Annotated in this window: 10 protein-coding genes; 6 read left to right on the top strand and 4 right to left on the bottom strand. The window is 68.2% G+C overall.

The window, feature by feature from the left end; genetic code table 11:
- Window positions 1-17: 17 nt before the first annotated feature.
- The 4 genes from C8J26_RS09530 to C8J26_RS09515 are packed head-to-tail and all read right to left on the bottom strand — an operon-like array spanning window position 18 to window position 9,959.
- Window positions 18-2,630 (bottom strand): beta-mannosidase, encoded by a 2,613-nt coding sequence (locus C8J26_RS09530; protein ID WP_107957720.1) that lies wholly within the window; start codon window positions 2,628-2,630, stop codon window positions 18-20.
- Window positions 2,630-4,918 (bottom strand): beta-N-acetylhexosaminidase, encoded by a 2,289-nt coding sequence (locus C8J26_RS09525; protein WP_107957719.1) that lies wholly within the window; start codon window positions 4,916-4,918, stop codon window positions 2,630-2,632. Before C8J26_RS09525 ends, C8J26_RS09530 begins: the two co-directional genes overlap by 1 nt.
- A complete protein-coding gene (locus C8J26_RS09520) occupies window positions 4,915-7,089 on the bottom strand; it encodes a glycoside hydrolase family 2 protein (protein WP_107957718.1) in 2,175 nt (724 codons plus the stop codon). The genes C8J26_RS09525 and C8J26_RS09520 overlap by 4 nt, the downstream gene beginning before the upstream one ends.
- Before the next feature lie 59 nt (window positions 7,090-7,148).
- Window positions 7,149-9,959: a TonB-dependent receptor gene (locus C8J26_RS09515; protein ID WP_107957717.1), complete on the bottom strand. Its 2,811-nt coding sequence runs from the start codon at window positions 9,957-9,959 to the stop codon at window positions 7,149-7,151.
- Between the two features lie 378 nt (window positions 9,960-10,337).
- Between C8J26_RS09515 and C8J26_RS09510 the strand changes: the two genes are divergently transcribed.
- The 6 genes from C8J26_RS09510 (at window position 10,338) to nagE (ending at window position 18,483) form a co-directional block, all read left to right on the top strand.
- Complete coding sequence (locus C8J26_RS09510) at window positions 10,338-11,096, top strand: copper homeostasis protein CutC (protein ID WP_107957716.1); 759 nt, start codon at window positions 10,338-10,340, stop codon at window positions 11,094-11,096.
- A gap of 86 nt (window positions 11,097-11,182) precedes the next feature.
- Window positions 11,183-11,920: a GntR family transcriptional regulator gene (locus tag C8J26_RS09505; RefSeq protein WP_056416171.1), complete on the top strand. Its 738-nt coding sequence runs from the start codon at window positions 11,183-11,185 to the stop codon at window positions 11,918-11,920.
- Between the two features lie 85 nt (window positions 11,921-12,005).
- Complete coding sequence (locus C8J26_RS09500; protein WP_107958126.1) at window positions 12,006-13,013, top strand: SIS domain-containing protein; 1,008 nt, start codon at window positions 12,006-12,008, stop codon at window positions 13,011-13,013.
- Between the two features lie 11 nt (window positions 13,014-13,024).
- Window positions 13,025-14,176, top strand: a complete 1,152-nt coding sequence (gene nagA, locus C8J26_RS09495; protein ID WP_107958124.1) for an N-acetylglucosamine-6-phosphate deacetylase — start codon at window positions 13,025-13,027, stop codon at window positions 14,174-14,176.
- Between the two features lie 3 nt (window positions 14,177-14,179).
- Window positions 14,180-16,789, top strand: a complete 2,610-nt coding sequence (gene ptsP, locus C8J26_RS09490; RefSeq protein ID WP_107957715.1) for a phosphoenolpyruvate--protein phosphotransferase — start codon at window positions 14,180-14,182, stop codon at window positions 16,787-16,789.
- Entirely contained in the window at window positions 16,786-18,483 is a 1,698-nt protein-coding gene (nagE, locus tag C8J26_RS09485) for an N-acetylglucosamine-specific PTS transporter subunit IIBC (RefSeq protein WP_107957714.1), read from the top strand. Before ptsP ends, nagE begins: the two co-directional genes overlap by 4 nt.
- Window positions 18,484-18,641: the final 158 nt, after the last annotated feature.

Below are 18,641 nucleotides of genomic sequence, written 5' to 3'. Positions count from 1 at the left end.
CGAGGTGGTGATGAGCCTCACGACTTCACCGCCGCAACGCCCGCCAGTGTGCGGACCGTCAGCGCGCGCCGCAGCGCCGCCTCGGACTCCTTCGACGCGATCGTCACCGTGATGCTCTCCCCCGGCAGCAGATCGAACGCATTGTCCGACGGCGTCGCCTCGAGCTTGCCGAAATCGATCCACACCGCGCGCGCCAGCTTGCTCGCGGTCAACGTCAGGCGATCGCCCGCCCACTTGGCGGTCAGCCCCGGATCGGGCAGCGTCATCGTCTTGGGCGCCGCCGACACGAGCGCGCGCGAGGTCACGCGGCCCTCCACGACCAACTCCGCCACCGCGATCGTCCGCGCCGGATCGCCGCCCGCGAACAGCGTCGCATCGGGCAAGGTCGCCACCGCGGTTGCGGACAAGGGCGCAAGCGTCGCCGGCGTCTCGGTCGTCGCGAGAGCCTTCCCGTCGACGTCGAGCGTCCGCACGCGCCACACCGCCGCAGTCGGTACCGTCGCGTCGGAGATCAGGCTGATCTTGGTCGCCCCATCCTTGCGCGCCGCGGCGATCGCAAGCGGCGCATAGAAATGCCGCGCGCGGAATTGCAGGGCCTTCCAGCGACCGTAATAATCGATGCTCGCCCACGACGCGCCCGGCCAGACATCGTTGATCTGCCAGAACAGCGACCCCATCGTCACCGGCCGGCACGCACGGTGATGCAGCGCGGCGAGTTCGATCCCCTCGGCCTGCATCATTTGGCTGAGATACACGAACTCGGCGAAATCGCGCGGCTCGCGGTATTTTTCGCGGATGTAGAACAGCAGCCGGTCGTTGCCCTCGCCCTTCAGGAACTTCTGGTGCGCCTTCATCACCGGCGAGGTCGGCGAGAAGTCCGCGTCGGTTGCAAAGCTCCGGATCGTCTTCATCTCGGGCATCGACTGCAGGCCATATTCGGACATGAAGCGCGGGCAGCTGTCGAGATACGCCTCGACGGGTTTCTTGCCGCCCCACACGTCCCAATAATGCCGGTCGCCATCGCCATCGATGTCGGGCTTGTCCTCGTAATTGCTGCTCGGCGAGCCCGGCCAGTACACCGCATCGGGATCGCGGCGCTCGGCGGCATCGCGCAGCACGCGGTCGAAGATCACCGCCATGCCGACGCCGATCCGCTCCTGCTCGTCCGCGCCGACCGCCTTCTTGTACGCGATCCGGTCGGACCAGTTCGCCCAGCCGCTCAGCACTTCGTTATTGCCCGCCCACATCACGATCGACGGGTGCGCCTGGAGCCGGTCGACCTGTTCCTCCGCCTCGATCCGCACGGTCTCGCGGAAGTCGCGGTCGGGGGGCGTCACCGCGCCGCCGAACATGAAGTCCTGCCACACCATCAACCCCATCTGGTCGGCGATGTCGTAGAACGCGTCGTCGAGATAATAGCCGCCGCCCCATACGCGGATCATGTTCATGTTGGCGTCGCGCGCGCCGGCCATGACGGTGCGGATCTGGCTCTCGGGCACACGCGCCGGGAACATGTCGAACGGGATCAGGTTCGCGCCCTTGGCGAACACGGGAATGCCGTTGACGACGAACGCGAACCCGCGCCCCTGCGCATCCTTCTCGCGGCGCAGTTCGACGGTGCGCAGGCCAGTGCGGCGCTGCGCGGAATCGATCGCCCCCGTACCGTCGCTCAGCGTCGCCTTCACCGTGTAGAGCGGCTGCGCGCCATAGCCCGCGGGGAACCAGCGCTGCGGGTTGGCGATGCTCACCGGCACCGCGACATGGCTCGCGCCCGCCGCGACGGTGACGGTCCGCGCCGCCTGCGTGACCTGACCATCGGGCCCGGTTACCGCAACCTGCACCGTGACCGGACGCTCCGCGCCCGCGACGACGTCGAGCTCGGCCGACAGCCGCGCCTCGGTCCTGGTCAGCGCTTCCTGCGTCACGCGAAACGCCTCGATCCGCGCGTCGTCCCACGCCTCGATCCGCGCCGGGCGCCAGATCCCCTGCGTGACGATCCGGGGGCCCCAGTCCCAGCCATATTGATATTTGGGTTTACGGATATAGGGCGAGGTCTGCTTGCCCATCGGCTCGTCGCCGAACATCGAATCATACTCACCGGGCAGCGGATTGGCGGCCTTGAGCACCATCGGCTGCAACGTGCGGATCGGCGAACGGAAGGTGACGAGCAGCTCGTTCGCACCGGGCTTGAGCACCGCCTTGACCGGCACGCGCCAGCGCCGATGCGCATTGTCCGCCGCGAGCAGCTTCGTGCCGTTCAGCCGCACCTCGGCAAAGGTATCGAGCCCGTCGAACACCAGGTCGACATGATCGCGCGCCAGCTGTTCGGACGTCATCTTCAAGGTGGTGCGATACTGCCAGTCGGTCAGCCCGACCCACTGGATCTTCGCCTCGTTCAGCCCCTTATACGGATCGGGCACGATCTTGGCCGCCATCAGGTCGGTCTGCGCGCTGCCCGGCACGGTCGCGCGGAGCCAGCGCGCCGCCTTCGGACGCGCCCTCGCCGCCGCCGTATCGGCCGGATCGATCCGCATCGACCAGCCGCTGTCGAGCACGACGCTGGTCCGCGGTGCCGACCAGGCCGGGGTCGCAGCGACAGCGGCGAGCAACATAAGAGCCGTGCGCCGCATCACTTCTTCTCCAACAACTGCATCGATTCGACCGCGTAGAACGGCGACTCCATCGACGCCGTGAACGTCAGGCAGATATCCGCATCGCCCTTCCCCTGCGGCAACGTGCCGCGGAAGGTCATGCGGTTGGGGCTGGTCGCCGGGTTCGGCAGCGGGAAGGTTCCCGCGACGGGGCCGGTACAGCCACCGGTGCGCACCACGAGTTCGCCGTACGTCGTCACCGCGTAATGCCGCCGCAGCGCCTTCTCGTCATGCGCCAAGCCGTAATGCCTTGGCAGCCGCGCGACATCGACGGTGAACCCGCGCGCCACGTCGAGCGGCGCGGCCGGGTACATCGTGCACGTGTCGAAGATGTTGACGTTGAACACCGGCGTGTTCGCGGTCGCCTCCGACGTCAGCGGCACGCGCAGCCCGATCGCGCCATCGGGGCAGGCGACCAGCTCCGAACTCGACCGACGCAGCAACGCGGCACGGCTCGTCTCGAACAGCCGCGGTTCCGCGGTCGGACGACCATCGGTGGTGAAGGCCGCGGCACGGATGGTCACGCCCGGCTTGACCGACAGCGGTGCGGCATACGCCTTCGACCGCGCCGTCGGCAGCTTGCCATCGAGCGTATAGCGGATCGTCCCATAGCCCGTCTGCGTCGCCAGCGTCACGGGCACCTTGCCGCGACGCAACGCATCGCCGCGCGTGCCGGCAATCGTGAAATCGACTGCGAACGCACTGTCCGCCGCCGCAATCCCGGCGCGCGCATAGCGCCCCATCTGCGGCTCGAGGCGCGAGACGAAATTGTCGAAATCGCGCGTCGACCCCGGCGACCAGGTCCGCTCGGCAAGCGCCGACAGCCGCGGGAAGGTCGCATGCTCGAGCTGCTGCGGCGTCACCAGATATTCGCTGAACGCATTGATCTGCGCGCCGAGCACATGCTTCGCCTTGTCGGGCGCGAGACCCGCGGGCGCAGGCTCATACGCATAGAGCCGAGCCAGCGGCACGATCGCATCGCCGTTCGAGATACGGCCCGGCGGCTCGTCGCGCCGCCCGCTCTGCAGGCTGTCGAGATACAGGATCGGCGCAGGGCTCAGCACCACGTCATGCCCCTGGTTCGCCGCCTCCACGGCCCCCTTCTCGCCACGCCACGACATCACCGACGCCGACGGCGGCAGTCCGCCTTCGAGGATCTCGTCCCAGCCGATCAGGCGGCGACCATGCTTGGCGAGATACTCGCCGAGCTGATCGATCATCCAGCTCTGCATCTGCATCTCGGTCTTGAGGCCGAGCGCCTTCATCTTCGCCTGCACCGCGGGCGAGCGCTCCCACTGGTCCTTGACCGCCTCGTCACCGCCGAGATGGATGAACTGCGACGGGAACACCTCCATCAGTTCGTCGAGGACATGCTTGATGAACGTCATGCTGCGATCTTCCGGGCTGAACAGCCACGGGTTCACGCCCCAGTCGTGACCGACCGCGGGCCGATCGCCGAGCACACCGACTTCGGCGGGATAGGACGCGACCGCCGCCTGCGCATGGCCGGGCAGGTCGATCTCGGGCACCACCGTGATCGCGCGGTCCTTGGCATAGGCGACCAGCGCCTTGAGCTCGGCCTGCGTATAGAATCCGCCGACCTTCTCGCCGGGCGCACCACCCGCCGACGGCGGCGTGCGCCACGCGCCGATCCGGGTCAGCTCGGGATAGCGCTTGATCTCGACGCGCCAGCCCTGATCGTCGGTCAGGTGGAGATGCAGCACGTTCATCTTCTGCGCGGCGAGTTGATCGACCATCGCGCAGAGCGTCGGCATCGGCACGAAATGCCGCGCCGGATCGATCATCAGCCCGCGCCACTTGAAACGCGGCGCATCGCGGATCGTCATCGCCGCGAGTACGACCGGCTTGCCGACCTCCGCATCGGGGCTGAGCAATTGCGCCAGCGTCATCGCGCCGTGGACAAGGCCCGCGTCACCACTCGCTGCGATCGTCACGCCCTTCGCGTCGACGCTCAGCACATAGGCCTCGTCGCCGGTCACGCTCGCGTCGCGCACAAACCGGATCGGCCCCGTGCTGGCGTCGCTAGCGAGCGACAGCCCGCGGACAACCTTGACCTGCTGCGCGAGCAGCTTGGCCGCGGTCTTCGCGCCGGCATCGCCCGCGACGATCCCCGCCCCCTCGCCGATCGTCAACGTCCCCGCCTTCGCCTCGATCGAGGCGGGCATCGGAATGAGCTTCGGCCCCTCGGCCACCGCCGCGGTCGAGGTCATCAGCAGCGCGAGCACCAGGGGGCGGAGACGGATCATGATGGGTCCTTCGGTAATTGCGCCGGGTCGGGCGGGAAGGCGGCGGAGCCTGCCTTGAATGGTTCATACTCACGGACGACGCCGCCTGCGCGTGCCCCCTCCGCGGTCAGGATATCGACGGTGACGGTGACGGGCGTGAGACGGCCCGACCAGCTGACGGACACCGTCGCGGTGGCACCCGGCGCGATGACCGGCAGCGCCTGTTCGCCCTCGCCGAGCACCACGCGATCGCCGCCCATCGCGCGCCAGTGCAACCGCGCACCAACCAGCGGATAGGAGGGCAAGCCCCCCTTCGCGGCGCCTAGGACGGTGGCGGTGAAGCCGGTCGGTGTCTCGCCCGCCATGGTGAGATCGACCTTCGCGGAGACCGCACGGTTGGCGGCTTCCCATGCGAAATAGCTCGGGCGCCGCTGGCGGTCGGGATCGACCAGCCCGTGATCGACATACCCGTCCGCGAGCCCTGCGAAGAGGTTCTTGTTCGAGCGATAATCCGCATAGCTCCAGAAGATCGCGCCGCCGACCCAGGGCCGCGTCGCGAACGCCGCGAGCTGGTCCTTGAGATTGTCGGTGCGCGCCACGTCGGCGCTCGCGCTGTCCTTCGAGAACGGCCCCGGCCAGCCGAATTCGGAGATCACCAGCATCCGGTCCGGATACGCCTTGTCGAACGCATCGAGCCACGGCCCCACTTTGTCCGCGCCGCCGCTCCAGGTTCCGAAATAGGCGTTGGCCATGACGAAGTCCGCCTCGACCAGCGCGGGCACGCGGACCGCACGCTCCGCGATCTGCGAGTCCGCGAAGGTCACGAACCGGCCCGGATCGATCGCGTTGATATGCGCCTTCATCGCCTTGACGAACGCGAGTCCCTGCGGCGTGGCCGCCTCGCTCTCGTTCATCACGCTCCACGCGAGCACGCTCGGATGATTGCCGCTTTCGGCGATCATCTCGGCCATCATCGCCTTGGCGCGCACCAGCAGCCGCGGATCGCCCAGTTGCGCCGCGGTCATCTGCCAGATCGGGATTTCGGGGATCAGCAGCATGCCAGCGCGGTCCGCCGCATCGAACACGCTCTGCGGCTGCGGATAATGCACCGGCCGCGTCAGCGTGACGTGCAGCGCGGCCAGATCGCGCATGTCGTGCAGGATCGTCCCGCGCGTCTCTGCGGCGCCCTCCCACGGCGAATCCTCGTGCCGAGTCACGCCCGTCAGCCGCACCGCGACGTCGTTGACGTAGAGCCGACGATCGCGGATCGCGAGCGTGCGCAGACCGACCGTGTCCTCGCGCCGGTCGAGCACCACGCCCTTCTCGTCGCGCAGCTCGGCAACGATCCGGTACAGCTTCCCCGCGCCGATCTGCCACCGCTGCGGCTTGGCGATGACCAGCTCGGCATCGGACGTCCCCGCCGACGACGCCGCAACCGTCAAACCCGCAAAGGCCCGCGCGACCATGCGGCCGTCCGGATCGATCGCGACCGTCGTCAGCGAATAGTTATGCGGCGTGACGTCGACATTCTCGATTGCGATGCCACTCGTGACGGTCGCGCTGTCGGCCTTCAGAACCTGCCGGATACGCTGGCGGCGGATCAGCCCGCGCTCGGCGATCCGCAGCGACACGTCGCGCGTGATCCCGCCGCTATGCCACCAGTCGTACCAGACGTTGCCCGAGCCCGCCAAGCGCATCGCGTAGCCCGGGATCGTCGCGAACCCCGGCCGGTCGTCGGCCGCAACGACGATCCGGTTCGCGCCCGCTTTCAACACCTTGGAAACGTCGAGATCGAACGCAGTGTGCCCGCCCTCGTGGCTCCCGACGAGCGTCCCGTTCACCCACACCCGCGCGGCGTAGAACACCGCGTCGAAGTGCAGTTCGAGATGCTTGCCGATAATCGCGTCGGGCACGACCAGCGTCCGCGCATACCAGCCGACGCCCTCGGCCCCCGCACCGCGGGTCAGCGGCCAGCTATGCGGGACGACGACGCTCTCGGCCCCCGCCGGGTTGGCCTTCAGCCAGGCCGGATCGGCGGGCGCATCCTTCGCCAGCCAGAAGCTCCACCCCGTATCGAGGTCGAGCTGCTCTGCGGTGGCGGGCACCGGCGCCAGCATCAGGACGGCCGAGGCGAACCCGGCACTCCCGTGCCAGATCCGCCGCAACCCTGCCCTGATACATCCCGATATCATGCGTGCCGTCGTACTTCCGTAGAGGAGGGTGGCGCGCCGGTCCCGACGCGCCCTAGACGTCACATCCGGAACGATACCGATGCCGCGAACGTGCGACCGTTCTTGTAGAACGCAGTCGGACGATCGCGCGTGCCGCTATACTGGGTGTAGGTCGAATCCAGCAGGTTCTGCGCGTTGACCGTCAGCGTGACGGCCTTGGTCAGGTTGAACCCGGCCGAGAAGTCGAGCTGGCTGTACGGCGCGACCATGTCGATCGAGTTCAGGCGACCGATCTGGCGGAAATAGGCCGAGCGGTAGTTGTAGCTCAGACGCGCCTGGAACGGCCCGTTCTCGTAATAGGGGATCACGTTGACGGTGTGCTTCGACAGATAGGGCAGGTTCAGCCCCTCGTCGGTCGAGCTCTCGGCGTAGGAATAGTTCGCCTGCAGGCCAAAGCCGTGCCAGATCTCGCCCTGCGCCGAGACGAGTGCGCCGTTGACGTTCGCCTTGCCGCCGTTGAGCGGCTGCGACACGAGATAGGACGCGTTGGTCTGCGTCAGTTCGTTGAAGAACGTCTGGCGGCTCAGCCCGTTGAGGATGTAATCCTTCACCTCGCGACGGAACAGTTCGAGCGACAGCAACGCACCTGCGCGCGGATAATATTCCGCCGACAGCTCGTAGTTGGTCGACTGATACGGCTTCAGGTTCGGGTTGCCGCCGCTGGCATCGAGCGTGATGTCGTTGCGACCGACCGAACCGCCGAGCTGCTCGTAGCGCGGCCGTGCGATCACCTTGGCAACGCTGCCGCGGAAGATCAGCTGCGCGCCGGCTTCATACGCGACGTTCAGGCTCGGCAGGAACTTCAGATAGTCGTTCTGCACGCGCTGCGGCACGATCGTCGGCAGGGTGCCATCGGTGCCGGACACCTGGTCGGCATAGTTCGACACGTTCTTGGTATAGACCAGCCGGCCGCCGACATTCCCGCGAAAGCCGCTCTGCTCGAAGTTCAGCTGGACGTAGTTCGCCGCGACCGTCTCGTCGACGATGTACGACGCGGTCGGCTTGGCGACCGGGATGTTGATCGAGTTCGCCAGGATATCGATCACGGCCTGCTGCGACAGGTTGATGTACTTGGTCGCGTTGCCCGTGCCGCCGGTGCCGTCGAACGTGCCGTTCGGCGTGGTCGACGTATCGACGCCGAGGCTCGCCAGCGTGTAGTTCGAGGTCGAGTAATTGTTGAAGCCGCTCGCGTTCAGGCGGTTGCGGTGATCGGTGAACTTGCCGCCGATCCGGATCTCCTTGAACGGCCCGGCTTCGAACGGGATGACCGCATCATAGCCCGCGTAGTAATCGCGATCGATCGTCTTGGAGAAATCGATCCCGCCCGCGCGCGCCGCGGTCAGCTGCGTGCCGTTGACGATCACCGGCGCACCGTCGATCGTCTGCGCCTGCGGACTGTTGCTGCGACGGTAATTCGCAGGATTGGTCAGGTCGCCGCCATACTCGACGTTCGCGCTGTCGGAGGTGAAGCCGTAGCTGTACGGAAGGTCGGTCCGCACATCGAACAGATATTCGGGATTGCGCCCGCCGATCGCCTTGCTCCAGCCGCCCGTCGCCGACAGCGTCGCGCCGCCGGGGCCTTCCCATGCCGCTTCGAAGTTGAGGTTGTCGGTGGTCAGCTTGGTCTTACGGATCAGCAGGTCGAGCTGCGCGCTCTGACTGCCCGCCGATGCCGCGCCGAAGCTCGCATTGGTGACGACGCCGTTCGCGACCGTCGCCGACTGGAGAACGTCGCCGCTCCACGCGCCGGGGATGACGTACATCGACTGGCTGCTATTGTTGTAGTTGCCGTCGATGTGCAGGCCGTTGAGCGTCAGCGTGATGTCGTCGGTCGGCTTGGCCTGGACCGTGCCGACATAGCTGATGCGCTTCCGCTCCTGCGTGAAATACGCGTAGTTGATGCCGAACGGCGACACCGCATTGGCGAGATCCTGACGCGTACCGCCGGTGACGGTCGCATTCGGGTTCTTCAGGACCGGCTGGCCGCTCGCGTCGCGCACGAGCGCGCCGTTCGTATCCTTCTGGAAGAAGCGGTCCCCGGCGTTCTCGAACCCGAAGAATTCGACGCCCGATCGCGTCAGGCTCTGCTTGTCGTAGGTGACCGCGCCGAGCACGCCGAACGTCCCGGCATCGTTGTGCCAGCTGTACAGGCCCGAAGCGCGGACGTTGCCCTTGTCGGCGCGGTCGTTGTACGAATAGCCGCCCGAGGCGAAGATCGAATTGGCGGGCGTGTCGAGCGGACGGCGCGTGCGGACGATGACCGTGCCGCCGATGCTGCCTTCCTCGATCCGCGGCTCGGGCGACTTGTAGACTTCGAGGCGCTCGACGAGCTCGGGTGCGAGCAGCGAATAGTTGAACGTGCGGCTGGTCGGATCATTGTCGTTGCCGCCCCAGTCGGCCGACGCCACCGCGTGGCCATCGAGCAGCATCCGGTTGAGCGCGGGATCGGTGCCGTGGATCGCGACCTTCTCGCCCTCGCCGAAGCGACGATCGATGCTGACGCCGGGAACGTGCGAAAGCGACTCGGCGACGTTGCGATCCGGGAACTTGCCGATCGCCTCGGCGCTGATGACGTCGACGATGGCGTTGGCCTGGCGCTTCACCGCGATCGCGCTGCGCAGGCTGCCGCGGATACCGGTGACGACGATGTCCTGGCCGGTATCCTCGGCGGCGGCAGGCGCAGCGGCCTGCGCGTCGGCGGCTTCGGTGGGCGTCGTGGTCGGGGCGGTCGTGGGCGCGACCTGGGCTGTCGCTGACGGGGCGGAGAGGAAGCCTGCAAAACCGAACGCGATCGCGCTCGACGTCAACAAAACCTGCTTACGGAAAACCATCGTCAAAACCCCTTCCCAATCGACGCCGCAGCGTCATTCCGACCCGGACTATCGCCGCGTCACCGCTATCCAACCGCTGGTACTGTTTTGGTTACTATCTGAGCAGCTTGGTATGAATATCGTATAACCAATTTGATTGGGAAATCCATCGGAAATTACAGTTTGGTTACCTGCCGAGGGAACTTTTGCGACGGTCGGGCAACCCGTTGTTTTTGGACAGTTTAGTCTCGACCTACCGGCTGCTGGAGCACCTGGTCGTGTCAGGATACCGCCGTGGCGATAATACCTTTTCTTGCTCTTTGTTGGCGATTTTGTCGTTGAACGCGCCGACTCCATCGGCCAGACGTAATATAATTACGACCAACTGAAAGCCTGCGAATGACCCTCGAAATCTGCGTCGACGATATCGCGGGCGTGGACTCGGCGGTCCTGGGCGGTGCCGACCGTCTCGAGCTGTGTTCGGCGCTGTCGCTCGGCGGATTGACCCCGGCGCCCTCGCTGATCGCGACCGCGCGCGGACTGCCCGTCCCCATCCATATGCTCGTGCGCCCGCGCGAGGGCGGGTTCCGCTATACGCCCCCGGAGGCCGCGATGATCGCCGCGGACATCGCCGCCGCCGCCCAGGCCGGGCTGGCCGGAGTCGTGATCGGCGCGAGCGCCGCGGATCACACGCTGGACGCACCGCTTCTGGCACATCTCGTCGACCACGCACGGACCTGCGGGACGGCACGCGGCACACCGCTGTCACTGACGCTGCATCGCGCGTTCGATCTCTGCCCCGATCTTCCCGCCGCGCTCGAGACCGCTATTGCGCTCGGCTTCGACCGGATCCTGACCTCGGGCGGCGCGATCAAGGCGATCGATGCGCTGCCGATGCTCGCGACGCTCCACCGCGCGGCCGCCGGGCGGATCGTCATCCTGCCTGGCAGCGGGATCGATGCGGGCAACGCGACTCGGTTCCTCGATGCCGGCCTGCGCGAACTCCACGCGTCGTGCGGCGCCGCGCTTCCGCTGGCGGCCGACGATGCGCTCGAACGCGAATTCGGGTTCGCCGCGACCGGCAGGCGGGCCACCGATGTCGACCGCGTTCGTGACCTGAAGTTGGTCCTTGATCGCTTCGCTCGCCAAGCCGCTTGAACAATACCAATATATAACGTATCCACCCTCTGCTGCCTGTCGCGATGCTCTCGGCATCCATACCGGCACCATCGAAAGTTGCCTTCATGTCCATTTCAACGAGCATTGGCAGGTTCCGGGATGGTAATCCTGCGCCGTTGTACGTCCAGCTCCAGCAGCTGATCCGCGATGCGATCAACCGCAACGTGCTGGCCAAGGACGACGCGCTCCCCGCCGAACGCGATCTTGCGGTCGAATATGACGTGTCGCGCATCACCGTTCGCAAGGCGATCGGCGGGCTGGTCGAAGAGGGCCTGCTGACCCGCCGTCGCGGCGCGGGAACCTTCGTCGCGACGCGCGTCGAAAAGAGCTTTTCGAAATTGTCGTCCTTCTCGGAGGACATGCAGTCGCGCGGCCGCACGCCGAGCAGCGCATGGGTCAGCCGCACGATCGGCATGGTGACGCCGGAGGAATCGCTGTCGCTCGGGCTGTCGCCGGGCTCGGCGGTGTACCGGTTCCAGCGGATCCGCTACGCCGACGACACGCCGATGGCGCTCGAATATTCGACGATCGCGGGCTATTGCCTGCCGACGATCGATGCCGTCCAGGACTCGTTGTACGAGGCGCTCGAAGCCGCGGGCAACCGTCCGGTGCGCGCGCTCCAACGCCTGCGCGCGGTTCATTTCAGCCCCGAGCATGCCAAGATGCTCGGCGTCGACGCGGGCCATGCAGGCCTGTTCATCGAGCGCCGCGGCTTCCTGCGCGACGGACGGGCCGCCGAATTCACCCAATCCTATTACCGTGGCGACGCGTACGACCTCGTCGCCGAACTGAACGACATCTGACGCCGGCGCACGGGCGCCGGCCGGGGGGCTTACCGTGACCGAGACTATCGATACCGCCGGCAATGCGGCGTTGCCGCAGACACTGATGTTCAGCGAGGCCGCCGAGGCCGCCGATGCGGTCGCCAGGCTGCTCGCCGCCAACCGCGACGCGCTGGCCGCACTCGGCGAGCGGCTGCGCGCCGCGCCGCCCGCGGTCGTCGTCACCTGCGCGCGCGGGTCGTCCGACCATGCCGCGACCTATGGCAAATATCTGATCGAGACTCTGCTCGGCGTCCCCGTCGCCTCCGCCGCGCCGTCGGTATCGTCGGTCTATGCAGCGCCAATGGCGCCCGGCACCGCGCTGGTGATCGCCGTGTCGCAGAGCGGCCGCAGCCCCGATCTGCTCGCGACCGTTTCGGCCTATCAGGCCGCCGGCGCGCACGTCGTCGCGTTCGTCAACGACGAGGAGTCGCCGCTCGCCGCGATGGCCGACACGATGATCGCGCTCAAGGCCGGCCCCGAGCGCTCGGTCGCGGCGACCAAATCCTATATCTGTGCGCTCGCCGCCTTCGCCGCGCTGACCGCGGCCTGGTCGCAGAACGAGCTGCTGGTCAAGGCGATCGACACGCTGCCCGACATGCTCGCGCTCGCGTTCGGCGCGAACTGGACGTCGGTGGTCGACGCGCTGGCCGATGCCAACAACCTGTTCGTGATCGGCCGCGGCTATGGCTACGGGATCGCGCAGGAAGCCGCCTTGAAGCTCAAGGAAACCTGCGCGCTCCACGCGGAGGCGTTCAGCGCCGCCGAAGTCCGTCACGGACCGATGGCGATCGTCAATGACGGCTTCCCGGTGATCGCGTTCGCCACGTCCGACATGGCCGGCGACGGCGTGCGCGAGGCGGCGGCCGAGTTCCGCACGCGCGGCGCGGTCGTCTGCCTTGCCGATGCCAAAGTGAACGGCGACACCGAACCGGCCGCCTACACCGCGCACCCGGCGATCGAGCCGATCCTGATGATCCAGAGCTTCTACCGGATGGCCAACGCCCTCTCGCTGCGTCGCGGCCTCAACCCCGACGCGCCACTCCACCTCAGCAAGGTCACGAAGACGGTATGAGCGGCGTCGAAATGAACGAATCCCAGTTTCACGTCGTCAATGGCAGCGTCGTCACGCCGGACGGCCTGATGAACGGCGCCACGATCCGCGTCGTCGGTGACCGGATCGCGATGATCACCCCGCTCGAGCGCGCGCCCGCCGACGCGGTCGACCTGGGCGGCGGCTGGCTCGTCCCCGGCTTCGTCGATACGCAGGTCAATGGCGGCGGCGGCGTGCTGCTCAACGACCAGCCGACCGTCGCGGGCATCGCCGCGATCGGCGCCGCGCACGCGCCCTATGGCACGACCGCGTTCATGCCGACGCTGATCAGCGACACGCCCGACGTGATCGAAGCGACGCTCGACGCAATGGATGCCGCTATCCTGGCGGGCGTGCCCGGCGTGGTCGGCGCGCATATCGAGGGACCGTGGATCAACCCGGCGCGCAAGGGCATCCACGACCCGGCCAAGTTCCGGTTGCTCGACGACGCGATGATCGAATTGCTGATCCGCCCGCGAAAGGGCCGCGTGATGGTGACGCTTGCGCCCGAGCTGACCGATCCGGCATCGATCGCACGGTTGGTCGCGGGCGGCGTGATCGTCAGCGCGGGGCATACCGATGCGGATTACGAGACGATCGTCGCGGCGGCCGGCGCCGGGCTCAGCGGCATCACGCACCTGTTCAACGCGATGTCGCCGCTGCTGCACCGCGCGCCCGGCGTGGTCGGCGCCGCGCTCGACGACCGCCATGTCTATTGCGGGCTGATCGCAGACGGTCTGCACGTCCATGACGCCGCGCTGCGCCTCGCGCTCAACGCCCGCCCGCACGACCGCCTGATGCTGGTCAGCGATGCGATGCCGTCGGTCGGTGCGGTCGACAAGGATTTCCGCCTGCAGGGACGCCTGATCCACGTCGAGGACGGCAAGTGCTTTGGCGAGGACGGGACGCTGGCCGGCTCCGATCTCGACATGGCCGGCGCGGTCCGCAACCTCGTCGCGCGGACGCACGCCGACGTACCGACCGCCGCGGCGATGGCGGCGACCAACCCCGCCGCCTTCCTCGGCCTCACGCACGAACGCGGCGCGCTTGCCCCCGGCCTGCGGGCGGACTGGGTCGCGCTCACCGCCGATCTGAGGCCCGCGGGCACCTGGATCGGTGGACATCTGGTCGCGGGCGGGAACTAGAGCATGAAGCCGATCATCCTGACGTCGCCCCTCCAGGGCTGGGCATCACCTCTCGAGGCGGTCCCCGACCCGGTCTTCGCCGAACGGATGATGGGCGACGGGATCGCCGTCGACCCGACCGGCGATTGCCTGCACGCACCGTGCGACGCGGTCGTGCTGAGCGTCCATGCCAGCGGCCACGCGATCACGCTGCGGACGGCCGAGGGCGCCGAGCTCCTGATGCATATCGGGCTCGACACGGTCGCGCTCGGCGGCCGCGGGTTCAGCCCCTGCGTCACCGAAGGCGCGACCGTCGAGCGCGGCGATCCGCTGATCCGCTTCGATCTCGACCTGCTCGTCTGCGAAGCGCGCGCGGTCATCACGCCGGTGATCGTCACCAACCCCGACCGCTTCACGATTCTCCACCGCGAAACCGACAGACTGGTCGGCGTCGGCGAGGCAATGATGACGCTCGAGCCGCGCGACGGTGCAGCCGATGTAGCGATCGTCGAGGGCGATACCGTCCGCCGCACGATCGTCGTGCCTTTGGTCCACGGCATCCACGCGCGCCCCGCCGCACGGATCGGCGAGACCGCCCGCAAATTCGTGTCCGAGGTGAAGGTCACGAAGGGCGCCCTCGTTGAGTCAGATCGGCGCGAAGGCAACGTCCGCAGCCCGGTCGCGCTGATGGCGCTGGGCATAAAGCTCGGCGACGAGATCACGATCGCCGCCACCGGCCCGGACGCCGCCGACGCGCTCGCCGCAATCGGCGACCTGATCCTCGGCGGCATGGGCGAGAAGGCGGGATCCGCCCCAACCACCCCCGCCGCAACTTCCGTGTTCCCCCGCGAAGGCGGGGGCCCAGGAATCTCGAACGATAGCGTTCCTGGCTCCTGGCCCCCCGCCTCCGCGGGGGAACAAGGAGCCGGAAAGCAGGCCACGACCCTCCCCGCCGACGGCCGCCTCCCCGGCGTCACCGCCTCCCCCGGCATCGCGATCGGCCAGGCCGGACTCTTCCGCCTCGCCGAGATCGCCGTCGTCCGCGAAGGCGCCGACGCGACCACCGAACGCACCGCGCTCGACGCCGCGCTCGCCACCGTCGCAGACCGGCTCGCCACCAAATCGGCGACCGCAACCGGTGCCGAACGCGCGATCCTGACCGCGCATACCGCGCTGCTCGACGACCCGACGCTCACCGACGACGCACACGCGGCAATCACTCGCGGCGACAGCGCCGCCTATGCCTGGCGCACCGCGATCCGCGCGCAGGCCGATGCGCTCCACGCCACCGGCGACGCACGTCTCGCCGAGCGCGCCGACGACATGCTCGACCTCGAACGCCAGGTGCTCCGCGCGCTCGCCGGCGAAGACCTCGACGAACGCCTCAGCTTCCCCCCCGGCACGATCCTGCTGGCCGACGACCTGCTCCCCTCGCATCTGCTCGGGCTCGACACCGCGTCGATCGTCGGCTTCTGCGTCGAGCGCGGCGGGCCGACCTCGCACGTCGCGATCCTCGCCGCGACGATGGGCCTCCCCGCGCTCGTCGCGATGGGCCCCGCGCTCGCCGAGATCGCCGCCGGCACGCCGCTGGTACTCGACGCCGGCGCGGGACTGCTCCACGTCGCCCCCGACGCCGCGACGCGCGCCACCGCACAGACCGCGTTCGACGCACAGACCGAACGCCGCCGCGCCGCGCTCGCCAACGCCGCGCGCGAATGCCGCACGCAGGACGGCGTCCGCATCGAAGCGTTCGCCAATCTCGGCTCGGCCGACGATGCCGATGTCGCGGTCCGCAACGGCGCCGAGGGCTGCGGGCTGCTCCGCACCGAATTCCTGTTCCTCGAACGCGACAGCGCGCCGAGCGTCGAGGAACAGACCGCCGATTATCAGCGCATCGCCACCACGCTCGACGGCCGCCCGCTGATCGTCCGCCTGCTCGACATCGGCGGCGACAAGCCCGCGCCCTATCTGCCGATCGCCGCGGAGGAGAACCCCGCGCTCGGCCTGCGCGGCATCCGCGTCGGGCTCGCGCATCCCGAAATGCTCGACGCACAGCTGCGCGCGATCCTCGCGGTCCGCCCCGCGGGCCAGTGCCGCATCATGGTGCCGATGATCGCGAGCCTCGCTGAGCTCCGCGCGGTCCGCACTGCGCTCGACGCCGCCGCTGCCGCGACCGGCCATACCGAGCCTGTCGCGCTCGGCATCATGATCGAGACGCCCGCCGCCGCGATCACCGCCGACCTGCTAGCCAGCGAGGCCGACTTCCTCTCGATCGGCACCAACGACCTGACGCAATATGCGCTCGCGATGGACCGCGGCAATCCGGCGGTCGCCAGCGACCTCGACGGGCTCCACCCCGCGGTCCTCCGCCTGATCGCGCGCACCTGCGAAGGCGGCGCGGTCCACGGCAAATGGACCGGCGTGTGCGGTGGCCTCGCCTCCGATCCGCTCGCGGTGCCGATCCTGATCGGGCTCGGCGTCACCGAACTCTCGTCCGCGCCCGCGCTCGTGCCCGAGATCAAGGCGCTGGTCGCGACGCTCACGATCGACGCCTGTCGCGCGCATGCCGCGGCGGCGATGTCCTGTATCTCAGCCGCGGACGTGCGAACGCTCGCCCGGAGTTTCCGCCCATGAAATCGCTGCTCGAAGCCCTCCAGCCGCTCGGCCGCGCGCTCATGCTGCCGATCGCGGTGCTCCCCGTCGCAGGGCTCTTGCTACGCCTCGGCCAGCCCGACCTGCTCGACATCGCGGTGCTCAGCGCCGCGGGCGACGCGATCTTCTCGCATCTCGGCCTGCTCTTCGCGATCGGCGTCGCGACCGGTTTCGCGCGCGACGGCAATGGCGCGGCGTGTCTCGCGGGCGTGGTCTGCTACCTCGTCACCACGCAGGGCGCGCAGGCGCTGATGACCGTGCCTGCCGACGCGCTGAAAGGCCTGACCGGCGACACGATCGCGCTCGCCACCGCGGCGTGGAAGGCCAAGGCGATCGCGCGGCTCGACGTGCCGATCGGCATCCTGTCCGGGCTGATCGGCGGGAGTTTCTACAACCGCTTCTCGGCCATCGCGTTGCCCGAATATCTCGCCTTCTTCGGCGGACGTCGGTTCGTGCCGATCGTCAGCGGCGTCGCGGGCCTCGCGCTCGGGATCATCGTCGGCCTCGGCTTCGGCGCGCTCAGCACGGGTATCGACGGTCTGAGCTACGGGATCAGCGGTGCGGGCGGGTTCGGCCTGTTCGCGTTCGGGCTGCTCAACCGGCTGCTGCTCGTCACCGGGCTGCACCATCTGCTCAACAACATCGTCTGGTTCGTCGCGGGCGACTATCACGGCACGACCGGTGATCTCCGTCGCTTCTTCGCGGGCGATCCGGAGGCCGGCGGGTTCATGGCCGGGTTCTTCCCGGTGATGATGTTCGGCCTGCCCGCCGCGTGCCTCGCCATGTACCATGCGGCGTTGCCCGAGCGGCGCAAAGCGGTCGGCGGCATGCTGCTCAGCCTCGCGCTCACATCGGCGCTGACCGGCGTGACCGAGCCGATCGAGTTCAGCTTCATGTTCCTCGCGCCGGTGCTCTACGCGATTCACGCGGTGCTGACGGGCGTGTCGATGGCGCTGATGAACGCGCTGGGCGTGAAGCTCGGCTTCGGCTTCTCCGCCGGGCTGTTCGATTACGTGCTGAACTTCGGCAAGGCGACCAAGCCGCTGCTGCTGCTCCCGGTCGGCCTCGCCTATGCCGCGATCTATTACGTCCTGTTCCGCACCGTCATCAAGCGCCTCGACCTCCCGACCCCGGGCCGCGAGCGCGATGCGCCGGTAACGGCGGTGCCGGTCGCCAAGAGCGAACGCGGCGCCGCGTTTGCTGAGGCGCTCGGCGGCGCCGCGAACCTCACCAGCGTCGGCGCATGCACCACCCGCCTGCGCCTAATCGTCGCGGACCAGGGTGCGGTCGACGAGGCGCGGCTGAAGGCGCTCGGCGCGCGCGGCCTGATCCGGCCCTCGGCCAACGCGCTCCAGATCGTGCTCGGCCCGATCGCCGATTCGGTCGCGGTCGAGATCCGCGATGCGATCGCGGCGGGTGGCGTCGTGCCCGTGGCGGCCGCTCCGCTGCCCGAGGTTGCCGACATCCGCCTCACGCCGGCGACTCTGGTCGCGCTGGGCGGCGCGGACAATGTCGAGGCCGCGACGCAGCATGGCACGCGCCTGCGCATCCGCCTCAAGGACACCGACCGCGCGTCGGCGACCGCGCTCGAAGCGCTCGGCGTCCACGCGATCGCGCGCCCCGCCCCCGGCCTGCTGCATCTGCTGACGACCCCGGGCGCAACAGTCGTCGCGTGACACACAGCCGGACACATACGAGATGTTTCATGTAAATCGGCAATACGCCCTGACATATGAGACACGATCGGACACATACCGGGACATCCCTACAACAACGATCCAGCAAAACATCGCTGGATAATCTTAGACCCTATACTGTCATCTTCGCTCCATAT

The organism is Sphingomonas aurantiaca, from assembly GCF_003050705.1.
Taxonomy (GTDB): domain Bacteria; phylum Pseudomonadota; class Alphaproteobacteria; order Sphingomonadales; family Sphingomonadaceae; genus Sphingomonas; species Sphingomonas aurantiaca.
This window is presented reverse-complemented; position numbering and strand designations above follow the sequence as displayed.